A 22,124-nucleotide genomic window follows, 5' to 3' on the forward strand; every position below is an offset into this window, starting at 1 on the left:
TACCTTACTTCTTCTTGGCTTCTTTGCGACGCACGTGTTCATCAGCATAACGTACACCTTTACCTTTATACGGCTCTGGCTCACGGTATGCGCGAATGTTAGCAGCAACTTGGCCAACTAACTGCTTATCTGCGCCTTTAACCACAATTTCAGTTTGGCTAGGTGTTTCAACAGTGATACCTTCTGGAACTTCAAAGTTCACAGGGTGTGAGAAACCAAGAGTTAGATCTAATACTTTACCCTTAGCCGCTGCACGATAACCAACACCGACTAGCTGAAGTTTTTTCTCGTAACCTTCGCCTGCACCAACAACCATGTTGTTGATTAGTGCACGAGCAGTACCTGCTTGTGCCCAGCCGTCAACAAAACCTTCGCGAGGAAGAGTTTTGATTACGTTTTCTTCAAGCGTTACTTCAACAGCATCGTTGATAGTGCGAGTTAACTCACCGCTCTTACCTTTAACTTTGATGTCCTGACCAGCTAGTGTAACTTCTACACCGGCAGGAACATTGATAGGTGCCTTTGCTACGCGAGACATAGTTCCCCTCCGATTAAGCTACAAAGCCGATGATTTCACCACCGATACCAGCACCACGTGCAGCACGGTCAGTCATCAAGCCTTTAGAAGTTGAAACGATAGCAATGCCTAAACCGCCCATTACCTTTGGTAACTCGCCACGTTTCTTGTAGATACGTAGACCAGGACGGCTAACGCGCTGTAGAGACTCGATTACAGCTTTGCCTTCGAAATATTTTAATTCTACAGAAAGCTCAGGTTTAACGTCACCAGCTACTGCGTAGTCTGTGATGTAACCTTCTTCTTTAAGTAGTTTTGCAACAGCAACTTTTAGCTTTGAAGAAGGCATAGATACTGAAACCTTCTTAGCCTGTTGGCCGTTACGAACACGTGTAAACATATCCGCGATTGGATCTTGCAAGCTCATTGTCTTACTCCCGTGATTCTATTACCAAGAAGCCTTTTTAAGGCCAGGAACTTCACCGCGCATAGCAGCTTCGCGTAATTTGATACGGCTTAAGCCGAACTTACGAAGGTAACCATGTGGGCGGCCCGTGATGTTACAACGATTACGTTGACGTGCAGGGCTTGAATCACGCGGAAGGCTTTGAAGCTTTAATACCGCGTCCCAACGATCATCTTCAGACGCGTTTACGTCAGAGATGATTGCTTTTAGTGCTGCGCGCTTTTCAGCGTACTGAGCAACTAGTTTAGTGCGCTTTGCTTCGCGCGCTTTCATTGAATTCTTTGCCATAACCCTACCCTTATTTCTTGAATGGGAAGTTAAACGCTGTTAACAACGCACGGCCTTCCTCATCACTTTTCGCAGAAGTAGTGATTGTGATATCCATACCGCGAACGCGGTCTACTTTATCATAATCGATTTCTGGGAAGATGATTTGCTCACGTACGCCCATAGAATAGTTACCGCGACCGTCGAAAGACTTTGCGCTAACACCGCGGAAGTCACGAATACGTGGCATCGCAATAGAGACTAAACGCTCTAGGAAATCCCACATACGCTCACCGCGTAGGGTTACTTTACAACCGATCGGATAGCCTTCACGAATCTTAAAGCCAGCAACTGATTTGCGTGCTTTAGTGATAAGTGGCTTCTGACCAGAGATAGCTTCTAGGTCGCTTACTGCGTTCTCTAGAATCTTTTTGTCCGCTAGGGCTTCGCCCACACCCATATTAAGGGTGATTTTCTCAATTCGAGGGACTTGCATGACAGAGCTGTAGTTGAACTCTTTAACTAGTTCAGCTACTACTTTGTCTTTATATACTTCATGCAGTTTCGCCATCGTATACTCCGACTATTAGATAGTTTTACCGGTAGATTTGAAGATACGTACTTTCTTACCATCTTCAATCTTGAAACCTACACGATCCGCTTTACCAGTTTCCTGGTTAAAGATCGCTACGTTTGATACGTCTACTGACGCTTCTTTCTCAACAATACCGCCTGGCTGGTTCAGCTGAGGAACTGGCTTCTGGTGCTTCTTGATTAAGTTAACGCCTTCAACAAATACTCGACTAGATTCAGTTACAACTGAAAGCACTTTGCCGCGCTTACCTTTGTCTTTACCTGCAAGTACGATTACTTCGTCATCACGACGGATTTTTGCTGCCATGATCGACTCCTTATAGTACTTCTGGGGCTAGTGAAACGATCTTCATGAACTTATCGTTACGAAGTTCACGAGTCACAGGGCCAAAGATACGAGTACCAATTGGCTGTAAGCTATCATTTAAGATTACTGCCGCATTGCTATCGAAACGGATTAAAGAGCCGTCTGGACGACGAACGCCTTTTTTAGTGCGCACAACTACTGCGTTTTTAACATCACCTTTCTTCACTTTACCGCGAGGAATAGCTTCTTTAACAGAAACTTTGATGATATCGCCAATCGCTGCGTAGCGACGGTGCGAACCGCCAAGGACTTTAATACACTGCACTTTGCGAGCGCCGCTGTTATCAGCAACGTCCAGCTGAGTTTGCATTTGGATCATTTTATATGCTCCGGTGTAGTTAAAAATTGCCGTAAATTCATACGAAATCACGACCTAAACGTTTATTTGTTCACCATTAAGCGTGTCATCGACAGCTCAAGGGCGGGCAATTGTACCAGCAAACACTGATAAGTGGTAGGTTATTTTTTAATTAATTTAGTCGTTAAACTAATGATAAAAAAAGCCTTGCAATAACAAGGAGTTTAAAAAACGTACAGCACTATTTATATTTACTGAGAAAGATTAATGGGGGTATGTGAAGGCGATTTCAAGCGCTAGCGGGAATGCATAATAAACATTTTACAAACCCGCTAATCAAAGCATGCGAGAGACAATCTGTCTTTGTTACTATTTTCGGTAAACCGAATGATTAAACAAAGGACGGCTACTCCTTGTTAAATAAATCTTTTAGCTTATCTTTGATCTTATCTTTCGCTTTGTCTTTTGCCGCTTCGCCAATATCAGGCTTTACTTGCACATCATGCAATGGGCCTTTTAAACGAATTGGAATTTTAAAGCCGGTACTTTTATCTTGCGTGCCTTGTCCTTCAATTGAATCAACTATGCCGGTTACCAGACGATAGTTAATTTTTGTCGCCGGTAGGTCAATATCACCATTGCCAGTAACGCGAATCAATGGGCTTTTTAAGGTCAATTCGTTCTGTTTGCTCACGCCTTCGCTAAACTGAAAGTTACCCGCAAGTTCTGAGAAATCAGTTTTTTCAGCGTTATCAAAGCCTTTTTCTAGCCCTTTTGCATCAAGACCACCGCCTTTAATAAGTTGCTCTGCGCTGCGCACCATAGCGGCAATATTAGCGCCTTTAACGGCACCATCATTAAAACCAAAACCAACGCTGCCATGCAGTGATTCAATAAACTGCTTCTGTGATTGCCCTTGGCTATTAAGCGCAATGGTTAATAATCCTTTGCCCATTAATTTATCAAAACCAACCGCATCGGTTAATAAAGGTTCTGCTTGAATGCCATCAAATGAAAACGATGTATTGAGTTTATATGGTGCACGCTTGGCCATTAATACTACTTGTCCCGTACCGTCGCCTTCGTACGCTTTAAACTTGTCTAAACCGAGTTGTGCCGTACCATTATTAAGCTTGAGTGATAACTTAGTTTCACCCAGTTTGATTTCTTTAAACTGAAAGCCCGTCGCTGCGATTTTGATATCAGCATTTACACTATTAAGCGCCGATAAATCGATTTCACTGTCATCCCACACAATTGGTTGTGGCTTGCTTGGTGTATCGGTGTTTTGTTCTGCCGGCTCGTCTGGCACATCAATTGATTCAGGTAAGTAAGGGTTCACATTTAACATACCTAGATCAACATTTGCAGTAATCTTTGGCACCTTGGTTAACGCGACCTTTGCCGAACCTTTAATTGCTAGGTCATCTAAGCTAGCATCGAGTTTAGATAGATTAAACTCTTGTCTGGCAAAACGCATTTCTGACGCAATTGAAAATTTATTAAATGCATTTTCTTTCGCTGCAAGCGCTTGGTTTTGCCACTTAGCAAGCGCTTTAACCGAGTCACCCGTCAGATCTAATTTACCACTAAAATCAGTCATCTGTTTTGCAACTAGTCCATCAAAGGTAAGTGCAACCAAGCGAGAATCTAATGCGGTTTTTAACGTGAAATCTTGGCCTAACAATAGTTTTTCTGGAGTATTAAGTGTTACATCTAATTCGAATTTCTCAGCCATGTAAGTAACCGCACCTTCTACTTTCAGGTCCTTTTTAAGCGAAGGTAATTGAATTGCTAAATCTAACTCTGTTACTTTTTGCGATGTATTATTTTGATGATCGATAAAAGTAAAGCTACCGCCATAAATCGCAACTTCGCCTAATTGAATATCAACGCCTTCGGGTAAACTTTTTGCTTTACCTTGCTGTTCTGGTGCCTTGCTTTGTTCTGTCGCACCCGACGCATTAACTAGCTGCCAGTTAACTTCGCCATTAGGCATTTTCTCAAGTAAAATTTCAGGGTTTTTAATGACAAACTTTTCAAGTTTAATATCACCAGATAAAACCGACAGGTAAGGTATGTGAATCGCAAGCTGCTCCATAGCTGCCATATTTGGCTTTGAACCCTGCTCAAAGTTAGCAAATGTCACATCATTTAGTTCCAGTTTTAGCGCAGGAAATACAGATAGGCTTTTGTCGCCTTTAATCTCAAGCGTGCGCCCTGTTGTTTGCTCAACCGATTGCGTAACTTGTTTAAAAATAAAATCGACCGGAATAATAAATGGCAAAGCCACAATTAACGCGATTAAACCAAGTAGTAGAAATCCAATAACTTTTGCGAGAGTTTTCATTGTGTGTCCCTTAAATCACATCTAACGCTACTATAGCTAACGCGCGTTAAAGTTAAAACCTAACTCTCTAAAAATCGCAAGGTTTCTTGAACCAATGTATTAAGTCCTTGAACCATTCTTGGCTGCCATGGCAAGGCAAAGGTAATGCGAAAATAATTATCAAATTCAGCATTTGTTAAAAACATTTTGCCGGGCGCAATCGCCACATTGTGTTTTATTAATCGTTTAAAGAGGATTTCTGAACTTTTGCTATGAGGTAGCTTTAACCATAAACAAGGTCCCCCAGATATTGTTGGTATATCTATGTAACCCACAATTGGCCGCAAAATAAACAAGGTTTCAGTGTACTGCTGCCACATTGCTTTTCTTAATCGTGTGAGTAATTTTCGATATTCTAATGACCTAATCATCTCGTTTAGCATCATTTGGCTTGCCATATCAGGCTTTTCTACCGTGATATGTTTTGTAAAAAGACATAATTCAATACATTGATGGCAAACCATATAACCAAGCGAGAAACTAAAGCTTATCGTATCTGAGAAATCCCCAATGCTAATTGCTGGTGTTTTATCTCGCGGTGTTAAAAAATGCATGATCGATTTAGGCCGCATTCCTGAAAAGTAAAGCTCACCTCGATCATATTCAATTAACACAACATCACGTGCTTGCGCCCATGCGACCAATGCCTTTTTGTCTTGGTCATGCAACAAACGTCCAGTTGGGTCATTAAAATTTGGATTAAACACATATGCACTGAAAGGCTCGACTTGATACACCTTATCGAGCAAAGCTATTTCATCGGCGTAATTAGCTTGCATTGGAATAGCGACAGTGTCGATTTGCAATTGCGCCATATTAGCGTTTATGAAAAATGAGCATGGTGCTTCAATAGCAACCCGCTTTTGCAATAACCCTAAAGAGATCATAGCTAGGCTCAGCGCATCGCTGCGCCCGTGCGTGATTAGGATATTTTCACTGGCATACGAAAAATCATTGCAACTTAGATGTTGCGCAAGCGTACTTCGCAAATCAGGCAAACCCGCTTCAAAATTATCTTGCTTTAAACGATAAGGTCGTTGTGTTAATACTTTACGATGCAACTTGTTGAGCAATGTTTCATTATCTAGCACGGTCGAAGGGCCAGTACAGGACAGCGGCAAAATAGATTCATCATTAAACGAATACTGTACCGATTGCGCCAGTGGTAAAGCATGTAAGTCACGCTTATAAATTACATCACAACCATAGCTATGCGCTTTAAATTTACTCTCGCCAGTTACAAAATAGCCCGATTTAGGTTTTGCATGTATAAGTGTCACCTTTTCAAGCTCAGACAAAACCTTAGTAGCCGTGCTAATAGAAACGTCGTGACGCTTGCTCAATGCCCTAACCGAGGGCAATTTATCGCCGGGTAGCAATTCGCCATTACTAATAAGCTGTTGATAGTAAGAAAATAACTGACGGTATTTGAACTCAGCCATCTGTACCCTAAAAATATTCTGCAACTGTATCTGTATTGCATTTTTGATCGGCATTAAAGTTTTTACCAGTACAGATAAGGAGAAAATATGAATACACTTATTGAAACACCGCGTTTATTAATGCGCGAATTTACGCTTGAAGATGCTGAGCACGTATTCAAATTTAGCAGTAATGAAGATGTTACCCGTTATACCGGAGACGCTGGCTGGGTAAACACCCTAAACGATGCCGAAAATATTATTCGCAATATTTGGTTAAAAGAATATAACGAGGTTGGCTATGCGCGCTTTGCCTTGGTCCTTAAAGAAAACAATCAAGTTATTGGGTTTTGTGGCTTAAAATACGAACCCGAGTTAAATGCACCTGATATCGGCTACCGCATGTTGCCAGAATATTGGGGCAAAGGCTTGGGCATGGAAGCAAGTCGCGCCGCACTTGAATATGCATTTAACCAGCTTGGCCTTTCTTATATTGTTGGCGAAGTAGATGTTGCTAATACTGCTTCACATAAAATACTGACAAACCTTGGTCTTGTAGAGCAGAAACGTTATGAAAAGTGGGGACATCATCTTATTCATCTAAGTATTGATAACTTCCCTAAAATCAAAACCGAAAAGTACACATTAATTCAACAAACACAGGCGCAAGCCGAGGCTGTTTACCAGCTATTTTCAAATCCAAAAGTGTGTGAATTTTACGATTTACCAGTTATGAGCGACTTAGCAGAAGCCAAAGCGCTTATTGAGCAGGATGAACTAATACGCAGACAAGGTAGCGGGCATCGCTGGCTAATCAAGTGCAACACGCGCCAGCAAATTGTTGGCAGCTGCGGTTACAAATATGATTTTTGCACACGCACAGCGAAAATTAGTATCGAGATTCACCCTGATTTCTGGCAACAAGGTTTCGCATCAAATGTAATTAACACGATGACAAAATGGATGTTTACCCATATCGCCTCTTTAAATCGTATTGAAGCGGAAGTACTACCAGAAAACACTGCTTCGAATATGCTATTTACCAAACTTGGTTTTCATTTAGATGGTGTAATGCGTGAAAAAGGCGTTTGGAAAAATAAAACCCATGACCTTCAAGTTTTTAGTTTACTCATACGTGAAATTTAAGAAGTCAATATTGCATCAAAATTAGATCTCAGTATGATCCACAGCCCGCTTAGCGTAACGCTTTGCAGGACATTGTTAATATTATATTGGGGTCACTTACTAATTATGAAAAAATTGCTTACGTCGCCGTCAAAAATGCCACTTTCTGAAGTGGAAGCAAACATCTACCAAAACATTTTAAAACTTATTCCAGATGTTAGCCTTAACTTAATGGCCGTAAAAGTAAGTAACCATCCAGAAGACTTTGCCGGCTGGTGTTATGAGTTAATTGATGTAGTCAGCAAGCGCATTAATTTTGAGCTACTTGAAGCAAACCAGCTGCCAATTTTAAAGAAAATCCAACAACAACTCGAAGCTGGTATTAGCATTAGCCAAATTAAAACGCTACGTATTGCACCTTGGCCTGTTGTATTTGATTCAATTCAACAAAACAAAGAGCGCATTGTGCTAGATGAGCAACTTGCACTGCTTAAGCATATTGAAAGCATTCGTGAAACCTCGCTGGTTGATATGATTGAAGAAGACAAGCTGGCATTTGCTGGTAAACATACCGCAAAACACGATCCAAGCATTTACCAATTTGATGTTGAATGGCTAGCATCAACTAAAACCGCTAAAGCACTGCATAATGTAATTGCCACCAGCTGTACTGACTTAAATGAAGCGCTTAATCATATTCCACTTGAAGGCGCTATCACGTTAGAAAACTACATGGACTTTGTGCGTGGTTATATTGCTGCGTTTGCAGCCGTTGATAATGAAAAAGCGACTCTTGCACCAGCTACACGTTTACTTGCAATGCGTCGACCTGACTTTTTCACCCCAGTAACAGCAGCAAGCCTTGATATTTTATGCCAAGCGTTTGGCCTTGTAAGATTAAACAACCAAGATTTTGACCGTTACTGGCACGACATTGTTATGGCAATTCATAAACAACCTTGGTTTATTGCCGCAATACCAGAAGCCGAAGAAGAACAAGCACTTTGGCAGTACAAGGCATTAGTACCCTGTTGGTTTGCTTATTACAGTGACGATGCGAAAGAAAACTCGAATTACTACAAAGCACTTCATAAACCGAAGCGCGCAAGCTCAGAGAAATCAGGCGGCCGTAAACGTGGTAAAGAGTCAGCAGAAGCATTGGTTGACCGTGCTCTGGCAACAGAAGATATGCCACAACATATTAAAAATATGCGTGACTCAATTGTGAAAGAAGTTGCTGCTGGTCGAAGCGTTGATGAAACCATCACTCTGATGCGTACTATTTTCGGCTAATCACAAAACAAGGTGCGCAGTTTTTGTGCACCTTGTGATTTTCACGCACCGAGTTAGTGCATTATTTTCATATACTCATCTTGCCAAATTCATAATTCCCTACTAGTACTTTGATATTCTTGAACTTTTCAGTTTAGGCATAAACTTTGTTAATAGATAGTTAACTCAGCGCTACAATTTTAGGAATTATTATGAAAAAACAATTACTCACAACTCTCACTGCTACGAGTATCGCCTTTTTCTCAGCAGCAAGTTATGCAGAAGTAACCGCTAATGCTGCAGCTTCATCAAACTACTTATGGCGTGGTGTAACGCAAACCAGCGACAACGCTCAAGTATCGGGTGGTATCGATTACAGCCATGAATCAGGGTTTTATGCGGGCACATGGGCATCAAATGTGGACTTTGGTGGTGATAAGCCAAGTTATGAACTTGATTTATACGCAGGCTTTGCTGGTGAAATGGGTGAGTTTGGTTACGACGTGGGTTATGTATATTACGCATACCCTGATGCGGTTGACTCAATTGACTTTGGTGAACTTTATGGTGCGTTAAGCTGGAACTGGCTCGAAGGTAAAGTAAGTTATCTTAGCAATGCGCAGTCAGGTGCAACTTCAGAAGAAGATATGATTTACCTAGAGCTAAACGCTACTTTTGAAGTATTAAATGAAACCGAGCTTACATTCCACATTGGTAATTCGATGGGTGATACCGTTGCAGAGTGGTATGGCGAAGACGACAGCTATATTGACTACGGTGTGAGCATTGCAAAAGGTGGCTTCACTTTCGGTGTTGCGCAAACAGATTTAGATGCAGATGACGACTTAAAAGTTTATGTGGGCTTTGCCATGGACTTTGAACTCTAGCAATCAGTATTAATGCTTTAAACTAAAATTACTCCAACTTGCTACAACTAAGGGTGCCTTTCGGCACCTTTATTTCGTTTATATGTAGGCTAATTGTTATGGCACACTGTGACCTGTTGATGCTTGCCAAACGCGATACCATTGCTCACGACTCAAACGCACTTTACTTGCCGCAACTGCTGATTGAATACGCGCTAACTTTCCGGTACCTAAGATTACGCTCGGTTGACATGGTAACGTTAACAACCACGCATAAGCAGCTTGATCGACACTGTCTAACCCGGTTTCTTCGGCAACACTGTGTAATGCAGTTCTCACTCGTTGTGCTTGCTCTGTCTCAGCGAATAATCCGCCACCAGCAAGAGGCGACCAGAGCATAGGTGATATTTGATGCTGTTGGCATAAGTTAAGCGTACCATCATCGAGTGCCCCCATATGTAACGGCGACATTTCAATTTGATTGGTTACTAACTTAAAGTCTAAACGCGACTGCAATAACTCAAACTGTGAAACCGTAAAATTAGATACACCAAAGTTAAGCACTTTACCTTGCGCTTTTAGATCACAGAAGGCGTCTGCAACTTCATCCGCATGCATTAAATAATCTGGACGGTGGATCAATAACACATCAAGGCGATCAGTTTTGAAATTACGCAATGATTGTTCTGCCGAAGCAATGATGTTTGCTTTACTTGAATCATAATGTGCAGTTTTACCTGCAAAGCCATTTTCAGGCCAGGCCGGTTTAATACCGCACTTAGTGATGATCTTAAGTTGATCTCTTAAATGAGACGTTAATGCCTCACCAAAGAGTTTCTCACACTGGTATTGACCATAGATATCAGCATGGTCAACTGTATCTATGCCAAGCGCTAGCAGTTGCTCAATGAATTGCGTTAGAGAAGACCCTCGTTGTTGCCACTCATCTAAACGCCAAAAGCCAGCCACAAACGACGGTAATTTAAATTCTTGCATATGATTCTCCTGAGTTTAGATACGCTTATTGTAAAGTGTGGCCAAACTCAGCGCATTGCTTCGCATACGTTTTCAGAAAAAAATAATGTTTTTGAATGAAATAAAAACCACTTTCTATGCAATTGTGCAATTAGCTAACGTTTCGCCATTAAGAGATACACTCAAGGTGTCTTGGATATTAAGCTTACCTACCCCTTCAGGTGTGCCCGTTAAAACAATGTCGCCCGGCTGTAATGAGAAATATCTGACAATTTCAGAAAGTAGTTGTTCTATTTTGAATATCATCAGGTTGGTGTCACCAGATTGGCGAAGCTCATTATTAATCGAAAGTGAAAATTCATTGTGCGTTAAATCACTCTCTGCAAGCGGTACAAAGCGCGACACTAAACAGCTTTTGTCGTAGGCTTTTGCGCGCTCCCACGGATGCCCTTTCGCTTTCAGTTTTGCTTGCTCATCACGTAACGTAAGATCAAGCCCTACACCTAAACCAGCAATACAAGACTTATAATCTGCAATATTGACCTTATTGAGCGGCTTACCAATTAACAACATTAGCTCCGCTTCATAATGGTGCTCACCTAAGCTATGGTCTAACGCCACTTCCCCTGCCGTATTTACAATACTGCTTGCTGGTTTTAAAAAGAGTAACGGCTCTGTAGGTACTTCATTACCAAGTTCCGCTGCATGGGCAACATAATTGCGCCCCACACACACTGCTTTGCCAATAGGAAGCCCGATAGCCTCACCGTTATTCCATAAATACTTCATTTAAAATTACCTTTTATAGTGCTTGCGCCAGTGCCTTAAGTTCAGCCAAATAGTTGGCTTGTCGCTTTTTATGCCAAGTGAGCATATTAGCGGCAAGACTCACTGCCTTTTCTTGCAACTCAATGGCTTTTGCCAATTTATTACTTTACGCATAAGCCTTGGCTAAGTGGTGATAAGCGTATGCATCTTGCGGATAAAGCGCTAATGCTTGGTTAAATACCTTTATCGCTTGCTCTGGCGATGTTTCTAACAAGTGAAATCCCAGTGCATTAATTGACGATTTAGGTGAGACTTCAAAACCAAACTTTTCAGTTGATAGACACTTATAATGACCAACAATAGCATCCACACCTTGCTTAGCTATTTGTGACTCAGGCGCCAAACCGTTATGAATCTCATCAAAGATCTGCTCTATGCCATACGCAGTAGATAACACCGGCAACGACATAAAATAATGTTCTTTATAATTTTGATATTGCCATTGTAATGATGCAGACGCGTTTGCACTAATTTCTTCTTTTAATTGTGAATATCCATGCTGTTGATGATCTTCTTTTATGGTTTCGCCATGGGTAAACAATAAATAACGCGGTTTATCATTTAGCTTGGCTATTTTCTTACCATAGCCCTTTAATATATTGGCACGCTCTGGCGTGAGCTCAGGGCTAATCACAATATGTGCATTAAACAAGTTCGGTTTATTCACTAAGCTTGAAAGCACCACCGAACCATTCACCCGAAAGCCACTAAAAATGCGAAAGCCGTTAGTACGGTATTGTTTATCAATTTCTGGCACTAATTGGGCTTCAAAAAAATCGAGCAAAGGCGTTGATTTGCCTGTAGCATCAAATAACCGCCCTACCGGATTACCATTTGCAGGCGTCACAATAATGGTTTCTAACCAGGGCCACTCACCATTATGGCTCATCCAATCATGCATTCCCGCTAAGTAACTTTTGGCATTAGGGTGAAAGTCAAACATCAGCACATAGCGTTTGTTTTGCTTTTGCGAATAGCTTTTTGGCAACTGCACATTAAATTCCAATGGTTGCTCAAACCGCTGGTCTGCAATTGTCAGTACTACTTGTTCGGCTTTAAGAGATGCACTCAGAAATGAAAAGCCAAGCATTAGATAACATATTAAAAAGCGCATAATTTCCCTTTATGTTCAAAGTAGAAGTTAATCCAAACTACGGGATAACTTCACCTAAGTAAATTGATTTTGAATTTATAAAACACTTATGACTTTAGGACAATAATGACTTATTTGAGCTAGAGTCCGCAGGAGCAAAAGCGACACTTAAGTCTTAATTTTATCTATAAAAAACAATTGTCTGATTACAATTAATTGGTATCAACTTTTAATTAAAGATGATTTAATAGCCACATATTTGCTCAAAGGATTTGAACATGAATAGCCGTGTATTTATGCTGTCTCTTAGTACTCTACTGTTAGCTGCATGTGGCAGCTCAGAGCCAAAAAAAACACCTATTACAGAACCAGTAAATAACCCTCCTACAATTGAAGTGTCGTTTCCTGAGTCATTAGTCAGTCTTGATACTTTAACAGCTACAATCACCGCAAACGATCCAGATAATGATGCTGTGACGACTGAAATTACATTATTTGAAAACGACACAGCCCTTGCAACGGGTAATCAACAAATTGAGTATGAAATACCTTTTGCACAAACGAATAAAACCTTAACACTAGTAGCATCTGCAACAGATAACCAAGGATCTATTACAACAAAAACTCACTTAATTGATATTCCTGCTGTCGATATTTCGTTTGAACTCCCGTTTGGCAGTTACTCCCAAAGGTACATTGATATTGAAGCGAATATCTCTAACCTGAATAGTGACAATGCAAGTGTGCGGTGGCAACTTACGAACTCTGAGTACGAATTTGAAACGATAGACAAAACTAAGCTGCGTTTTTATGCACATAAAAAATATACCGAGAATGCAAATTCAGGTAATGCAAACCTGCCTCAAGGAGATGGGTATTCAGAAACGTTAACCGCAATATTAAGTATTGAAGGTTCAGAATTTTTCCATGAATTTACTATATTGCCTGTTGAACAAATTCCTGAATGGCCACATCAAACATCAACTCTAAATTCTTCAGCTTCAGCCTCTGTAGTTAGTAATCAAGGTTCATTAAACCAAGTTGATACAACGCCCTACACTTGTTTAAATAATCAAGCCCAAAAGCCCACAACATTGTATGCATTCGACTTCAATAAAGACGGCAGGGACGATTATTACTGCGTATTCGACCTCACTAGGTGGTCGGAAGCATATAGTGATATTTACTTTTATTTATCCACTAGTGACGGTAATTACACAGAGCAACTTGTACAAACGAATATGGCTAGTGCACAGCGCTCTGCACTGATTTCATGGGACGATAACCTGCCAACATTTATTAGTATAGATAATCAAAAAAATATACTCGGCTTCGATTATGATGAAATCACAGAAAAAATCACACAAACAAGTACAACACCAACCAATGTAAGCGATATCGGCGACTCTATTATTACCCAAACAGACTTGGGTTTTACTCTTGCAATTGCCAATAAAACTTTTGACGTAATTAACTACGATAACTTCATTGACGTGCAGAGTTATTTGGTCTCTGACTCTAAATTAAAGTTGCAAAATGAATTTAAAGCCAGTGGATTGCAAGCCTCTATTTATTTTGAATCATTAACTTATTCAGATATCAATGATGATGGCATTAAAGAGTTGTTATTGTACTTCACTGAGAAGAACGAAACATGCCATTGTCCTGAATATGTCCACTTATTCGTTGCAGACAAAGAATTTACCAAAATTAATGATTTTGGTCAGTTTGAGCGCATACAAATGCTCGACATTGATAACGATGGTTCATTAGAGCTTGCAGGTACAGGTTTTAAAGAGGTTAATATTGGACAACTTAAAGCATCCAGCTTAAATCACCTCACACTAGATAGCGATGGGAACAAGGTAATAACCCAAGTTCAAGATTATTTTAATAACGACTTGTTTTTTTATTATTACTCTGTGTTTATAGATGAAAATATAGGGTTTAAAGTTTACATAAATTCATACGCCGTATGTAACGATTACTCCTATATCGCAATAGGTGACCACCTGTTAACCACGCAAAATAATACTTTCCCCTGCGAAAGCTACCCACTTGAAACTCTATTAGATATCGATGGAGATGGTGACTTAGATATAAAACTATCTAATGAACAAGGTTGGTTTGAAAATACCAACGGTTACCCAATTCAAGTAATTACAGAAAACTATCAAAAAGGACAAGAATAATGGTAAGAAAAGGACTTTTACTCACCCTACCGATATTACTTATCGGCTGTGGCGATTCAGATAAGAAAACTGAAACACCAAAACCAATTGAGCCTGTTAACCAAGCGCCAACGACAAACATTACACCCGTTGGTGATGTAGTAAATTTACAAACTGTCGAGTTTACCGCAGCTGCCAATGATGCCGATAATAACCTCGCATCTACCAAGTTTTCTCTTTCCCGTAACGGCGAGGTTTTGGTTACTAGCGATACCACAAACTTTACTTACCAATTTCCGTACTCTGAGATGGAAATAGCTTATCAGCTTAGCATTACCGCAACCGACAGTGACGGCTTATCCGATAATTCTGTGCAAGAGTTTACAGTTCCGGCTAGTAACATAAGCATTAAAGCTTATGAACCGGTTGTGAGTTTACAAGAAGCAAATTTTGAAATTGAATTGAGCAATATTGATACAAGTCAATTAGAAACATCTCTGACACTACAATATCTAAACGACAATATAGCCAGTCATAACTCTAACTTAGTCTACAAATTTCCAATACATACGGAAAAAACACCATATAAACTAAAACTAGAGGTGTACAATGCTGGTAAAAAAATTATTGAAAATATTAGCTCATTTGAGATAGATCCAATCTCGGTATCATTTGAACTACCGTTTAATAGCATTTCAATGCGTTATATTGATGTCATTGCTAAGGTAGAAAATATCGCTGAAAACAATCTGTCATCAAATCTCATACTATCAAACCCTGAATATCAAATTGAAACATTAGCTTCAAATCACATACGTTTTTTTGCTCATAAAAAATACACAACTGACAATGGAAAAGAGGAAAAGCCGCAAGGTGATGGGTATTCTGAAGAAATTTCAGCTATTTTTACATTTAACAACGAAGAATACACTTTTGATTTCTCTATTTTACCTTTTCAGAATGCACCGATTTGGCCACTAAGACAATCTGCCACTAATTTACAGCACATAAATACAAACAAGCCTTCAATTGACGTAGACAAATGCCTCAACGACGATGAACATAATATTGAGCTATTCAAACACGACTTTAATAATGATGGTATTGATGATTTTTACTGTGTGGATGAATCTGGTTCTGACTACGTTCTTTATTTCTATTTATCACAAGGAACAGATTCTTATCTTGAACAAATAGTTTCGACAGACCTTTATCAAAACTATGCAAACTATCTATTAGCTAATAACAATGATAAGCCATATTTTCTTGCTGTTGACAGTCAACGCAACATCATGCTTTTTGAATATAATGCTTCAAACCAAAACGTTGAGCTAAAGAACACGTTTCCCACTGAGAGTGAGCTTGGCTATAGCAAAGGTTTTTATGTTTCTGCTACAAATAGCGGCTTTTTATTAGGTTTGACTTACCCTGAAAATGACTATGATGATTTATACGGTTACGCAGATTACACAATCTCAATATCTGATTTCACATATTTTGAAAACGACCTTATAGAAAATAAAAATATCATTCTTGAAAAAGTCGATTTTTCTAACTTTATTGAGCTCATATACGATGATGTTAACGAGGATGGGATAAGCGAATTAGTATTTCACTTTTCAGATATAGAGCTTGATGTAAAACCGAGTGAACGCCTAATATTAATTAATAATGATTTCTCAAAAAGTATCGACTTTGGTGAATTCCACACCATTTCGAGACAGAATATCGATGAAGATCCCTACCAAGAAATTATTGCTGAAGGGTTTGTTATTGTTGGTAGCAAACCGCTTGATTCATACAAATATTGGAAATTAACTGGCAAAAGTCATTTAACATTAAATGAACTTGGCGAAAAACAAGTGAACAAACTTGACGACTTCTTAAATGATGACCTCTTCTTTTATTTCTACAGTATTGACTACCCAATAGATCCAAACAGCGACCTTGCATTGTTAATCTATCAACCTTACAGCAACGAGACAAACTCTCCACCTTACACAACGTTAAATAAGCATGTACTTATTAGAAACGTACAATTACCTACTAATTTAAAAGATAGGGACGCTGATGGTGACTTAGATTTAGTCATTGATAATAGTACATGGATTGAGAACCCTAATGGTTACCCTATACAAGCCATTATTGATAACTACCAGCAAACACAAAAATAAAAAAAAGCCGCTTGATGATATTCACAAAGCGGCTTTTATAATCTTATTTCAATTAAAGCTTCTTAATATTATCCCCGCTATCGCGGTCAATAAGCTTCACAAATGGGTCAACACCGGCGAACTTAGGTAACTCTTTTACTTTCAGTTCGATAATGTTTTCACCCGATTTAATATTGTGCTTTTGTAAGTAAAGTACTGTGTTATCTGCTGATAAATCCTCAGGGTCTGCGCTGAATAGACCAATATCGACTTTATCGCTAAACTCTACTTCGGTTTCTTTACCTTTGCTGTCAGCGCGGTTAAGTTTGGCATCAATGGTTAGCGTTACTGTGTATAAGCCATTTTCATCTTGCTGTTCAGCAACTGCAACTTCCGTAGTTTTTAAATCGTACAAGCTGATGTGCTCAAACAAGTTACTTACAAACTGCTTTTCACTGTCATTTGCGTCTTGTGAAATGTATGCCATTAAATCAAGCGTTGTTGGGTAAGGCGTACTCTGATACTTAAACTCTGCTAAGAAATCTGCCAAAGCTTTGTTTAAACGCTCTTCGCCTAGACGGTCTTTTAACGACATCATTACCACTGAGCCTTTACGGTAGTGAATGTACTGCTGGTTTTCACTGCGCATAAATGGCATTTCTTCCAGTGCTTCGGTAGTACGGCCACGTAAGTATCGGTCTAGCTCGTATTTTAAGAACTTACGGATTTTCTCAGGACCATATTTCTTTTCCATTACCATTAACGCGCTGTATTGCGATAAGGCTTCAGAGATAATTGCGCTACCTTGTACATTGGCCGCACCCACTTGGTGCCCCCACCATTGGTGAGCCACTTCGTGTGCTGTGACATAGTAAACAGGGTCAATGTTTTCAGGGTCACGTAAGTCAGTAATAAAACCAATTTCTTCCGAGTAAGGCACGGTATTAGCAAAGCTCTGTGCAAATGAACGGTAACCTGGGAACTCAATAATGCGCATTTGTTTATGCTGGTAAGGGCCAAACGCTTCGGTGAAGTAGTCAATCGAGTCTTTCACCGATTCAATCATACGATCCACATTCATATCATGGGTTTTATGGTAGTAGATCTCGATATCAATCCCGTTATAGTTTTCCTTTTTCGCCTCTAAACGCGCAGACATAATTGAGTAGAAGTTCACCATAGGCGCATCCATTTGGTAATGGAAAATACGGCGGCCATTCTCTACTCGTTCTTCAGTTAAATAACCCGGTGCAATTGCAAACTGATCTTCCGAAGTTGAAATGGTCGCTTCAAAGTCTATAAAACCAGTGCCTTTACCAAAGAAGCTTTCATTGTAGTAACGGTCGTCTTCTAATTTATTGGCACGCTCTAATGGCTCTAAACCATGTTTGCGACGTTTATGGCGGTCAACGATTTGGTAGCCTTCGTAGTAACCGAAGTGAGGTAATAAATCACCGTTGTTAATAAAGGTACCATTATTCAATAACGTAAAGTCCTCATTGCCTGCTCTAAAGCCTTTATGTTCACGCACTACACTTAACTTACCGCTGCGCGTTTCACCTGGCTGAAGAGGCTTATCAAAAGTAAACCATGCAAGGCTGTAGGTTTTATCTAATTCACCTAACGCGCCACCAGCTAACTCTACTGAGTACTGTTCGGTATAACGCGGTTTATGCACCATAAACTTCTCAATCGCCGTAACGCCCACATTAGTAAATTCAATATTGGCGGTCGCTTCGATTTTACGTGCTTCAGGGAAAATATCCGCGTTGATATTTACCTTAGTAATTACAGGAATATTGTCTTCTTTGTGCTGAACATACGCTTTTTCATAGCCTGCTTGCTCAAGTTCATAATCATCCTGCTCTTGATAAACATGTAATACGCGGGTGTTCTGATAAATGTAACTACCACTGGCAATAAAGATAATTAAACCAGCTGCAACGGTCGCTTTACCATAAGCACCTAAATAATAAGGTACTAACTTGATACGTGCTTTAAGTGGTTGCTCAGGGCCGCGATGCCAAAGCGCATAGCTCAATGCACCTAAAACTAAACTTGCACCTAACCAATACAACATAAACCAGTTATGCGCTGTTAAGAAGTGACCATATTGGTTAATGTCTGAATATGGCACACTTGGTGCATCGGCAAATTGCCACATTGGATGACTAAAGCCAAAATTAGAAAGTACCAATGTTCCAATGATGTACACCATGAACAAAAGCATACCGACATATTTGTTAGGGCTAATTACTTGAAGGAAGAATGCCATAACCACTGTCATCATCAATGGCACCAGGTTGATATAACCTAAGCGGAATGCATACTGAGATAGCTCAAAGTTGGTGTAACCTTTAAGTGCCTGGTTAGCGACTGTAACAAACGTACCAAAGCTATAAAGCAGCACAAAAACGAGTGCTATTGCAATGAATTTAGATAACCAAAAGGTAATATTGTTTACAGGCATACTATCAATGATATCGCCCATACCTGAGTTACGCTCACGCCAAACAACTTCCGCACTGTAATAAGCTAATATCACCAGCATTAATAAACCGGTAGAGCCAGCGACTAATTGCACCATAGTTTGAGTAAGTGGCCAATTAGGCGTGCCAAACATGCCCTGCGGGTCGAATAGAGGCGCCATTAACATAAAGCAGGTAATTAGACCTAAAATCAAAAATGGCGCGCTGAAAATCACTTGTTTCACTTCAAAAAGCGTACGTGTTTTAAGGTGTGCAAGGGTATTAATACGCGGGCTATTTTTAATATTAATACGGTTTGCAAGTGCTGCTGTGTAACTGTCATTTACAGCTGATTTTTCAGCTTTTTTTGCTTTTACTTTAGTCAGAGTTAAACCGCGTTTAAAGCCGCCCAACAATGCCAAAATAGCAATCGCTGCTGCTAGCCAAATTGCACGGTTTTGCAGCAGTACACCGCTTAACTCAATTGCAGAATTATTCTTCTCATGCATTGTCCAGTAGCGGGTTACTTCAGCAAAAGCACTGTAGCCAAACGGATCAATCAATGCAGCTAATTCGCGATATGCTGGCTCACCGGCAAATTGCATTGCCACGTTATAACCTATGAAGAGTGCCACAGCACTTAAATACACACCCATCATTGATCGGAAGCGAATCGCGATGGCATAAAAGATACACGCAAGCACTAATAATGTAGGTACAGATAAGTAAAAGAAGGCAGTAAAATAATGGCTTAATACCGTTGGCCCTAGTCGCTCGACATCAACCCATCCTGCAGCTGCACCCAGTGTGGTACCCAGAAAAATACCCAGCGGCACAAACGCAAATACAGTTAATACCACGGCAAATGAGCCAAAAAAGCGCCCTAGCTGATAGCTAACAGGGTTTATTGGCTTAGAATATAAAATCTCCGCCATTTTAGAGCTTTCATTACGGGTTGCCGTACTTGCAACAAAGTTCACCACCAAAAAGATGGCAAAAAAGCCTAATATTAATAGTGTTTGTGCGATAGAGAATGGGCCGTTATATACCACATTACCGCCACCACCAATTTGCACATTTTCAGATACAGTCGCAAAAAACGTCAGCAGAAAGAAAATACTGCTCGTAACAATAAACGAAGGTTGTCGAGTAAAGTAGCGCCACTCGAAGGCGAGCATTTTTAAAAACATATCGCCTCCTTACGCTGCATTTCGGTGTTGCAGTAGCGTTGAGAAATAAACATCTTCTAAGTTAGCTGGCGCTGCATCAAAACCTTCTGGCTGGTTTTCAGCCATTACGTGCACAATGGTTTTACCTGCAAATAAGCGTTTAGAAATAAGGGGCATAGACGATTCAATTTCTTGTGCTTCATCAAGCGACACCGATTTTTTCCAAATTTGGCCGTTTAGCTGATCGGTAAGCGCTATTGGGTTCCCTTCTAGTAAAATTTGACCCGATGCTAACACAGCCATATTCGGGCAAAGCTCAGATACATCTTCTACGATGTGTGTTGATAAAATGATGGCTTTTTCTTCACCTAGGCTTACTAATAAGTTGTGAAAGCGGTTTCGCTCTTCAGGGTCAAGGCCCGCAGTTGGCTCATCCACAATAATTAAATCTGGATCGCCGAGCAGTGCCTGTGCAATACCAAAGCGTTGGCGCATACCACCAGAAAAACCGCTTACCGCTTTTTTGCGGTGCTGGAATAAATTAGTGTGTGCCAGTAAACCTTCAACAGCCTCCTTACGTTCACCTTTGCTTTCTAGGCCTTTTAAAATCGCCATATGGTCAAGTAATTCATACGCGCTAATACGCGGATACACACCAAAATCTTGTGGTAGATAACCTAAGCGTTTACGTAAGCTTTGCGGATCGTTAAATACATCAATACCATCAAAGGTAATTTGACCAGCATCTGCCGTTTGAAGTGTAGCGATGGTGCGCATGAGTGATGATTTACCCGCGCCATTTGGCCCTAATAAGCCAAACATACCTTTTGGTACTTCGAGATTTACATTATTCAGTGCTTTTACACCGTTGTCGTACGTTTTTGATAACCCAGATATTGATAACATTTTCTTTCTCTTTGTTGTTGTATCATCGGTCAGTCTAAATAAAGTGAACGTAAAACAACCATGTAAAAATGATTAAAGGTTAAATTCAGTGATTAACGGTTTGTTAACAAAAATACTGCTGTGCAAACTAATCAGCTGCTTTGCTGATAATAGTGGTAGTATTTTTTAAAAGGGAAAATCGGATACAACTTACTGTTACAGCTCTATCCATATTTAACAAAAAAGCCGCCAATCTAAATGATTAGCGGCTTTGCACATAATAGTGGGCGTATTATGTATATGGGATAAACTTATGCTACTTGCTGCGTGCCATCAGCGTGGCGAATTAAATAATCAAATGCACCTAAACTTGCTGTTGCCCCACTGCCCATGGCAATAATAATTTGTTTAAATGGGGTAGTTGTCGCATCACCCGCAGCGTAAACACCTGGCATTGATGTAGCACCTTTATCATCAATAACAATCTCACCAAATGGGGTTAATTCGATACTACCTTTTAAGAATTCAGTATTTGGAATTAAACCAATTTGTACAAAAATACCCGAAAGTGAAAGGCTATGTGCGTCACCAGAAACACGATCCGTATAGTTTAGGCCAGTTACTCGTGTGCCATCACCGATAACTTCGGTAGTTTGCGCATTTTTAATAATTTCAATATTATCTAGGCTGTTGGCCTTTTTGATCAGCACTTCATCCGCACGTAACGTGTTGGCAAATTCCAATACAGTGACATGTTCAACAATATTGGCTAAATCGATAGCGGCCTCGATGCCTGAGTT

20 protein-coding genes are annotated in these 22,124 nt (G+C 40.1%); 5 read left to right on the forward strand and 15 right to left on the reverse strand.

Features of this window, described 5'->3' with window-relative positions:
- Positions 1-4 precede the first annotated feature (4 nt).
- The 8 genes from rplF to ACHSBP_RS01560 all read right to left on the reverse strand — a co-directional run bounded on the left by rplF (position 5) and on the right by ACHSBP_RS01560 (position 6,340).
- Positions 5-538: a 50S ribosomal protein L6 gene (gene rplF, locus ACHSBP_RS01525; protein WP_100912393.1), complete on the reverse strand. Its 534-nt coding sequence runs from the start codon at positions 536-538 to the stop codon at positions 5-7.
- 13 nt (positions 539-551) lie between these two features.
- Entirely contained in the window at positions 552-944 is a 393-nt protein-coding gene (gene rpsH, locus ACHSBP_RS01530; RefSeq protein WP_395387991.1) for a 30S ribosomal protein S8, read from the reverse strand.
- Positions 945-965: 21 nt separating this feature from the next.
- On the reverse strand, positions 966-1,271 hold the full coding sequence (gene rpsN / locus ACHSBP_RS01535) for a 30S ribosomal protein S14 (protein ID WP_010562269.1): 306 nt from the start codon (positions 1,269-1,271) through the stop codon (positions 966-968).
- A 10-nt stretch (positions 1,272-1,281) separates the two neighbouring features.
- The gene (gene rplE, locus ACHSBP_RS01540; RefSeq protein ID WP_010562268.1) at positions 1,282-1,821 is read right to left on the reverse strand and encodes a 50S ribosomal protein L5; all 540 of its coding nucleotides are present in this window, start codon (positions 1,819-1,821) and stop codon (positions 1,282-1,284) included.
- Between the two features lie 15 nt (positions 1,822-1,836).
- The gene (rplX, locus tag ACHSBP_RS01545) at positions 1,837-2,151 is read right to left on the reverse strand and encodes a 50S ribosomal protein L24 (RefSeq protein WP_010562267.1); all 315 of its coding nucleotides are present in this window, start codon (positions 2,149-2,151) and stop codon (positions 1,837-1,839) included.
- 10 nt (positions 2,152-2,161) lie between these two features.
- Complete coding sequence (gene rplN / locus ACHSBP_RS01550) at positions 2,162-2,530, reverse strand: 50S ribosomal protein L14 (protein ID WP_010562266.1); 369 nt, start codon at positions 2,528-2,530, stop codon at positions 2,162-2,164.
- Positions 2,531-2,915: 385 nt separating this feature from the next.
- A complete protein-coding gene (locus ACHSBP_RS01555) occupies positions 2,916-4,859 on the reverse strand; it encodes an AsmA family protein (protein WP_010562265.1) in 1,944 nt (647 codons plus the stop codon).
- 59 nt (positions 4,860-4,918) lie between these two features.
- On the reverse strand, positions 4,919-6,340 hold the full coding sequence (locus ACHSBP_RS01560; RefSeq protein WP_010562264.1) for a PLP-dependent aminotransferase family protein: 1,422 nt from the start codon (positions 6,338-6,340) through the stop codon (positions 4,919-4,921).
- An 87-nt stretch (positions 6,341-6,427) separates the two neighbouring features.
- Between ACHSBP_RS01560 and ACHSBP_RS01565 the strand changes: the two genes are divergently transcribed.
- From ACHSBP_RS01565 to ACHSBP_RS01575, 3 genes are all read left to right on the forward strand, one after another.
- Positions 6,428-7,465: a GNAT family N-acetyltransferase gene (locus ACHSBP_RS01565; protein ID WP_010562263.1), complete on the forward strand. Its 1,038-nt coding sequence runs from the start codon at positions 6,428-6,430 to the stop codon at positions 7,463-7,465.
- 105 nt (positions 7,466-7,570) lie between these two features.
- The gene (locus tag ACHSBP_RS01570) at positions 7,571-8,737 is read left to right on the forward strand and encodes a hypothetical protein (protein WP_010562262.1); all 1,167 of its coding nucleotides are present in this window, start codon (positions 7,571-7,573) and stop codon (positions 8,735-8,737) included.
- Positions 8,738-8,928: 191 nt separating this feature from the next.
- Complete coding sequence (locus tag ACHSBP_RS01575) at positions 8,929-9,603, forward strand: TorF family putative porin (protein WP_010562261.1); 675 nt, start codon at positions 8,929-8,931, stop codon at positions 9,601-9,603.
- A gap of 96 nt (positions 9,604-9,699) precedes the next feature.
- On the opposite strand, the gene ACHSBP_RS01580 is transcribed toward ACHSBP_RS01575, so the two are convergent.
- From ACHSBP_RS01580 to ACHSBP_RS01595, 4 genes are all read right to left on the reverse strand, one after another.
- Positions 9,700-10,578 carry an aldo/keto reductase family oxidoreductase gene (locus ACHSBP_RS01580; RefSeq protein WP_010562260.1) on the reverse strand — a complete coding sequence of 293 codons (879 nt, stop codon included), beginning with the start codon at positions 10,576-10,578 and terminating at the stop codon, positions 9,700-9,702.
- A 114-nt stretch (positions 10,579-10,692) separates the two neighbouring features.
- Entirely contained in the window at positions 10,693-11,346 is a 654-nt protein-coding gene (locus ACHSBP_RS01585) for a fumarylacetoacetate hydrolase family protein (protein ID WP_010562259.1), read from the reverse strand.
- Positions 11,347-11,359: 13 nt separating this feature from the next.
- Positions 11,360-11,482: a hypothetical protein gene (locus ACHSBP_RS01590; protein WP_395387992.1), complete on the reverse strand. Its 123-nt coding sequence runs from the start codon at positions 11,480-11,482 to the stop codon at positions 11,360-11,362.
- Positions 11,483-11,491: 9 nt separating this feature from the next.
- Positions 11,492-12,499 (reverse strand): alpha/beta hydrolase-fold protein, encoded by a 1,008-nt coding sequence (locus ACHSBP_RS01595; protein WP_010562258.1) that lies wholly within the window; start codon positions 12,497-12,499, stop codon positions 11,492-11,494.
- A 257-nt stretch (positions 12,500-12,756) separates the two neighbouring features.
- Between ACHSBP_RS01595 and ACHSBP_RS01600 the strand changes: the two genes are divergently transcribed.
- Both ACHSBP_RS01600 and ACHSBP_RS01605 read left to right on the forward strand, forming a co-directional pair.
- Entirely contained in the window at positions 12,757-14,670 is a 1,914-nt protein-coding gene (locus tag ACHSBP_RS01600; RefSeq protein WP_395387993.1) for a hypothetical protein, read from the forward strand.
- Positions 14,670-16,823 (forward strand): hypothetical protein, encoded by a 2,154-nt coding sequence (locus ACHSBP_RS01605; protein ID WP_395387994.1) that lies wholly within the window; start codon positions 14,670-14,672, stop codon positions 16,821-16,823. The genes ACHSBP_RS01600 and ACHSBP_RS01605 overlap by 1 nt, the downstream gene beginning before the upstream one ends.
- A 52-nt stretch (positions 16,824-16,875) precedes the next feature.
- Here the strand turns inward: ACHSBP_RS01605 and ACHSBP_RS01610 are convergent, their stop codons facing one another.
- The 3 genes from ACHSBP_RS01610 to ACHSBP_RS01620 all read right to left on the reverse strand — a co-directional run.
- Positions 16,876-20,460, reverse strand: a complete 3,585-nt coding sequence (locus tag ACHSBP_RS01610) for an ABC transporter permease/M1 family aminopeptidase (RefSeq protein ID WP_395387995.1) — start codon at positions 20,458-20,460, stop codon at positions 16,876-16,878.
- 9 nt (positions 20,461-20,469) lie between these two features.
- Positions 20,470-21,345: an ABC transporter ATP-binding protein gene (locus tag ACHSBP_RS01615; protein WP_395387996.1), complete on the reverse strand. Its 876-nt coding sequence runs from the start codon at positions 21,343-21,345 to the stop codon at positions 20,470-20,472.
- A gap of 290 nt (positions 21,346-21,635) precedes the next feature.
- Positions 21,636-22,124 (reverse strand): FAD-dependent oxidoreductase (locus tag ACHSBP_RS01620; RefSeq protein WP_395387997.1); only part of this gene is annotated, 489 nt, incomplete at its 5' end.

The sequence above is a fragment of the Pseudoalteromonas sp. XMcav1-K genome, from assembly GCF_044005875.1.
Classification (GTDB): Bacteria; Pseudomonadota; Gammaproteobacteria; order Enterobacterales; family Alteromonadaceae; genus Pseudoalteromonas; species Pseudoalteromonas spongiae.

Bases quoted from the DNA above. Each gene is read 5' to 3' on its own strand.
- rplF (WP_100912393.1), bottom strand. From the start codon at position 538: ATGTCTCGCGTAGCAAAGGCACCTATCAATGTTCCTGCCGGTGTAGAA.
- rpsH (WP_395387991.1), bottom strand. From the start codon at position 944: ATGAGCTTGCAAGATCCAATCGCGGATATGTTTACACGTGTTCGTAAC.
- rpsN (WP_010562269.1), bottom strand. From the start codon at position 1,271: ATGGCAAAGAATTCAATGAAAGCGCGCGAAGCAAAGCGCACTAAACTA.
- rplE (WP_010562268.1), bottom strand. From the start codon at position 1,821: ATGGCGAAACTGCATGAAGTATATAAAGACAAAGTAGTAGCTGAACTA.
- rplX (WP_010562267.1), bottom strand. From the start codon at position 2,151: ATGGCAGCAAAAATCCGTCGTGATGACGAAGTAATCGTACTTGCAGGT.
- rplN (WP_010562266.1), bottom strand. From the start codon at position 2,530: ATGATCCAAATGCAAACTCAGCTGGACGTTGCTGATAACAGCGGCGCT.
- ACHSBP_RS01555 (WP_010562265.1), bottom strand. From the start codon at position 4,859: ATGAAAACTCTCGCAAAAGTTATTGGATTTCTACTACTTGGTTTAATC.
- ACHSBP_RS01560 (WP_010562264.1), bottom strand. From the start codon at position 6,340: ATGGCTGAGTTCAAATACCGTCAGTTATTTTCTTACTATCAACAGCTT.
- ACHSBP_RS01565 (WP_010562263.1), top strand. From the start codon at position 6,428: ATGAATACACTTATTGAAACACCGCGTTTATTAATGCGCGAATTTACG.
- ACHSBP_RS01570 (WP_010562262.1), top strand. From the start codon at position 7,571: ATGAAAAAATTGCTTACGTCGCCGTCAAAAATGCCACTTTCTGAAGTG.
- ACHSBP_RS01575 (WP_010562261.1), top strand. From the start codon at position 8,929: ATGAAAAAACAATTACTCACAACTCTCACTGCTACGAGTATCGCCTTT.
- ACHSBP_RS01580 (WP_010562260.1), bottom strand. From the start codon at position 10,578: ATGCAAGAATTTAAATTACCGTCGTTTGTGGCTGGCTTTTGGCGTTTA.
- ACHSBP_RS01585 (WP_010562259.1), bottom strand. From the start codon at position 11,346: ATGAAGTATTTATGGAATAACGGTGAGGCTATCGGGCTTCCTATTGGC.
- ACHSBP_RS01595 (WP_010562258.1), bottom strand. From the start codon at position 12,499: ATGCGCTTTTTAATATGTTATCTAATGCTTGGCTTTTCATTTCTGAGT.
- ACHSBP_RS01600 (WP_395387993.1), top strand. From the start codon at position 12,757: ATGAATAGCCGTGTATTTATGCTGTCTCTTAGTACTCTACTGTTAGCT.
- ACHSBP_RS01605 (WP_395387994.1), top strand. From the start codon at position 14,670: ATGGTAAGAAAAGGACTTTTACTCACCCTACCGATATTACTTATCGGC.
- ACHSBP_RS01610 (WP_395387995.1), bottom strand. From the start codon at position 20,460: ATGTTTTTAAAAATGCTCGCCTTCGAGTGGCGCTACTTTACTCGACAA.
- ACHSBP_RS01615 (WP_395387996.1), bottom strand. From the start codon at position 21,345: ATGTTATCAATATCTGGGTTATCAAAAACGTACGACAACGGTGTAAAA.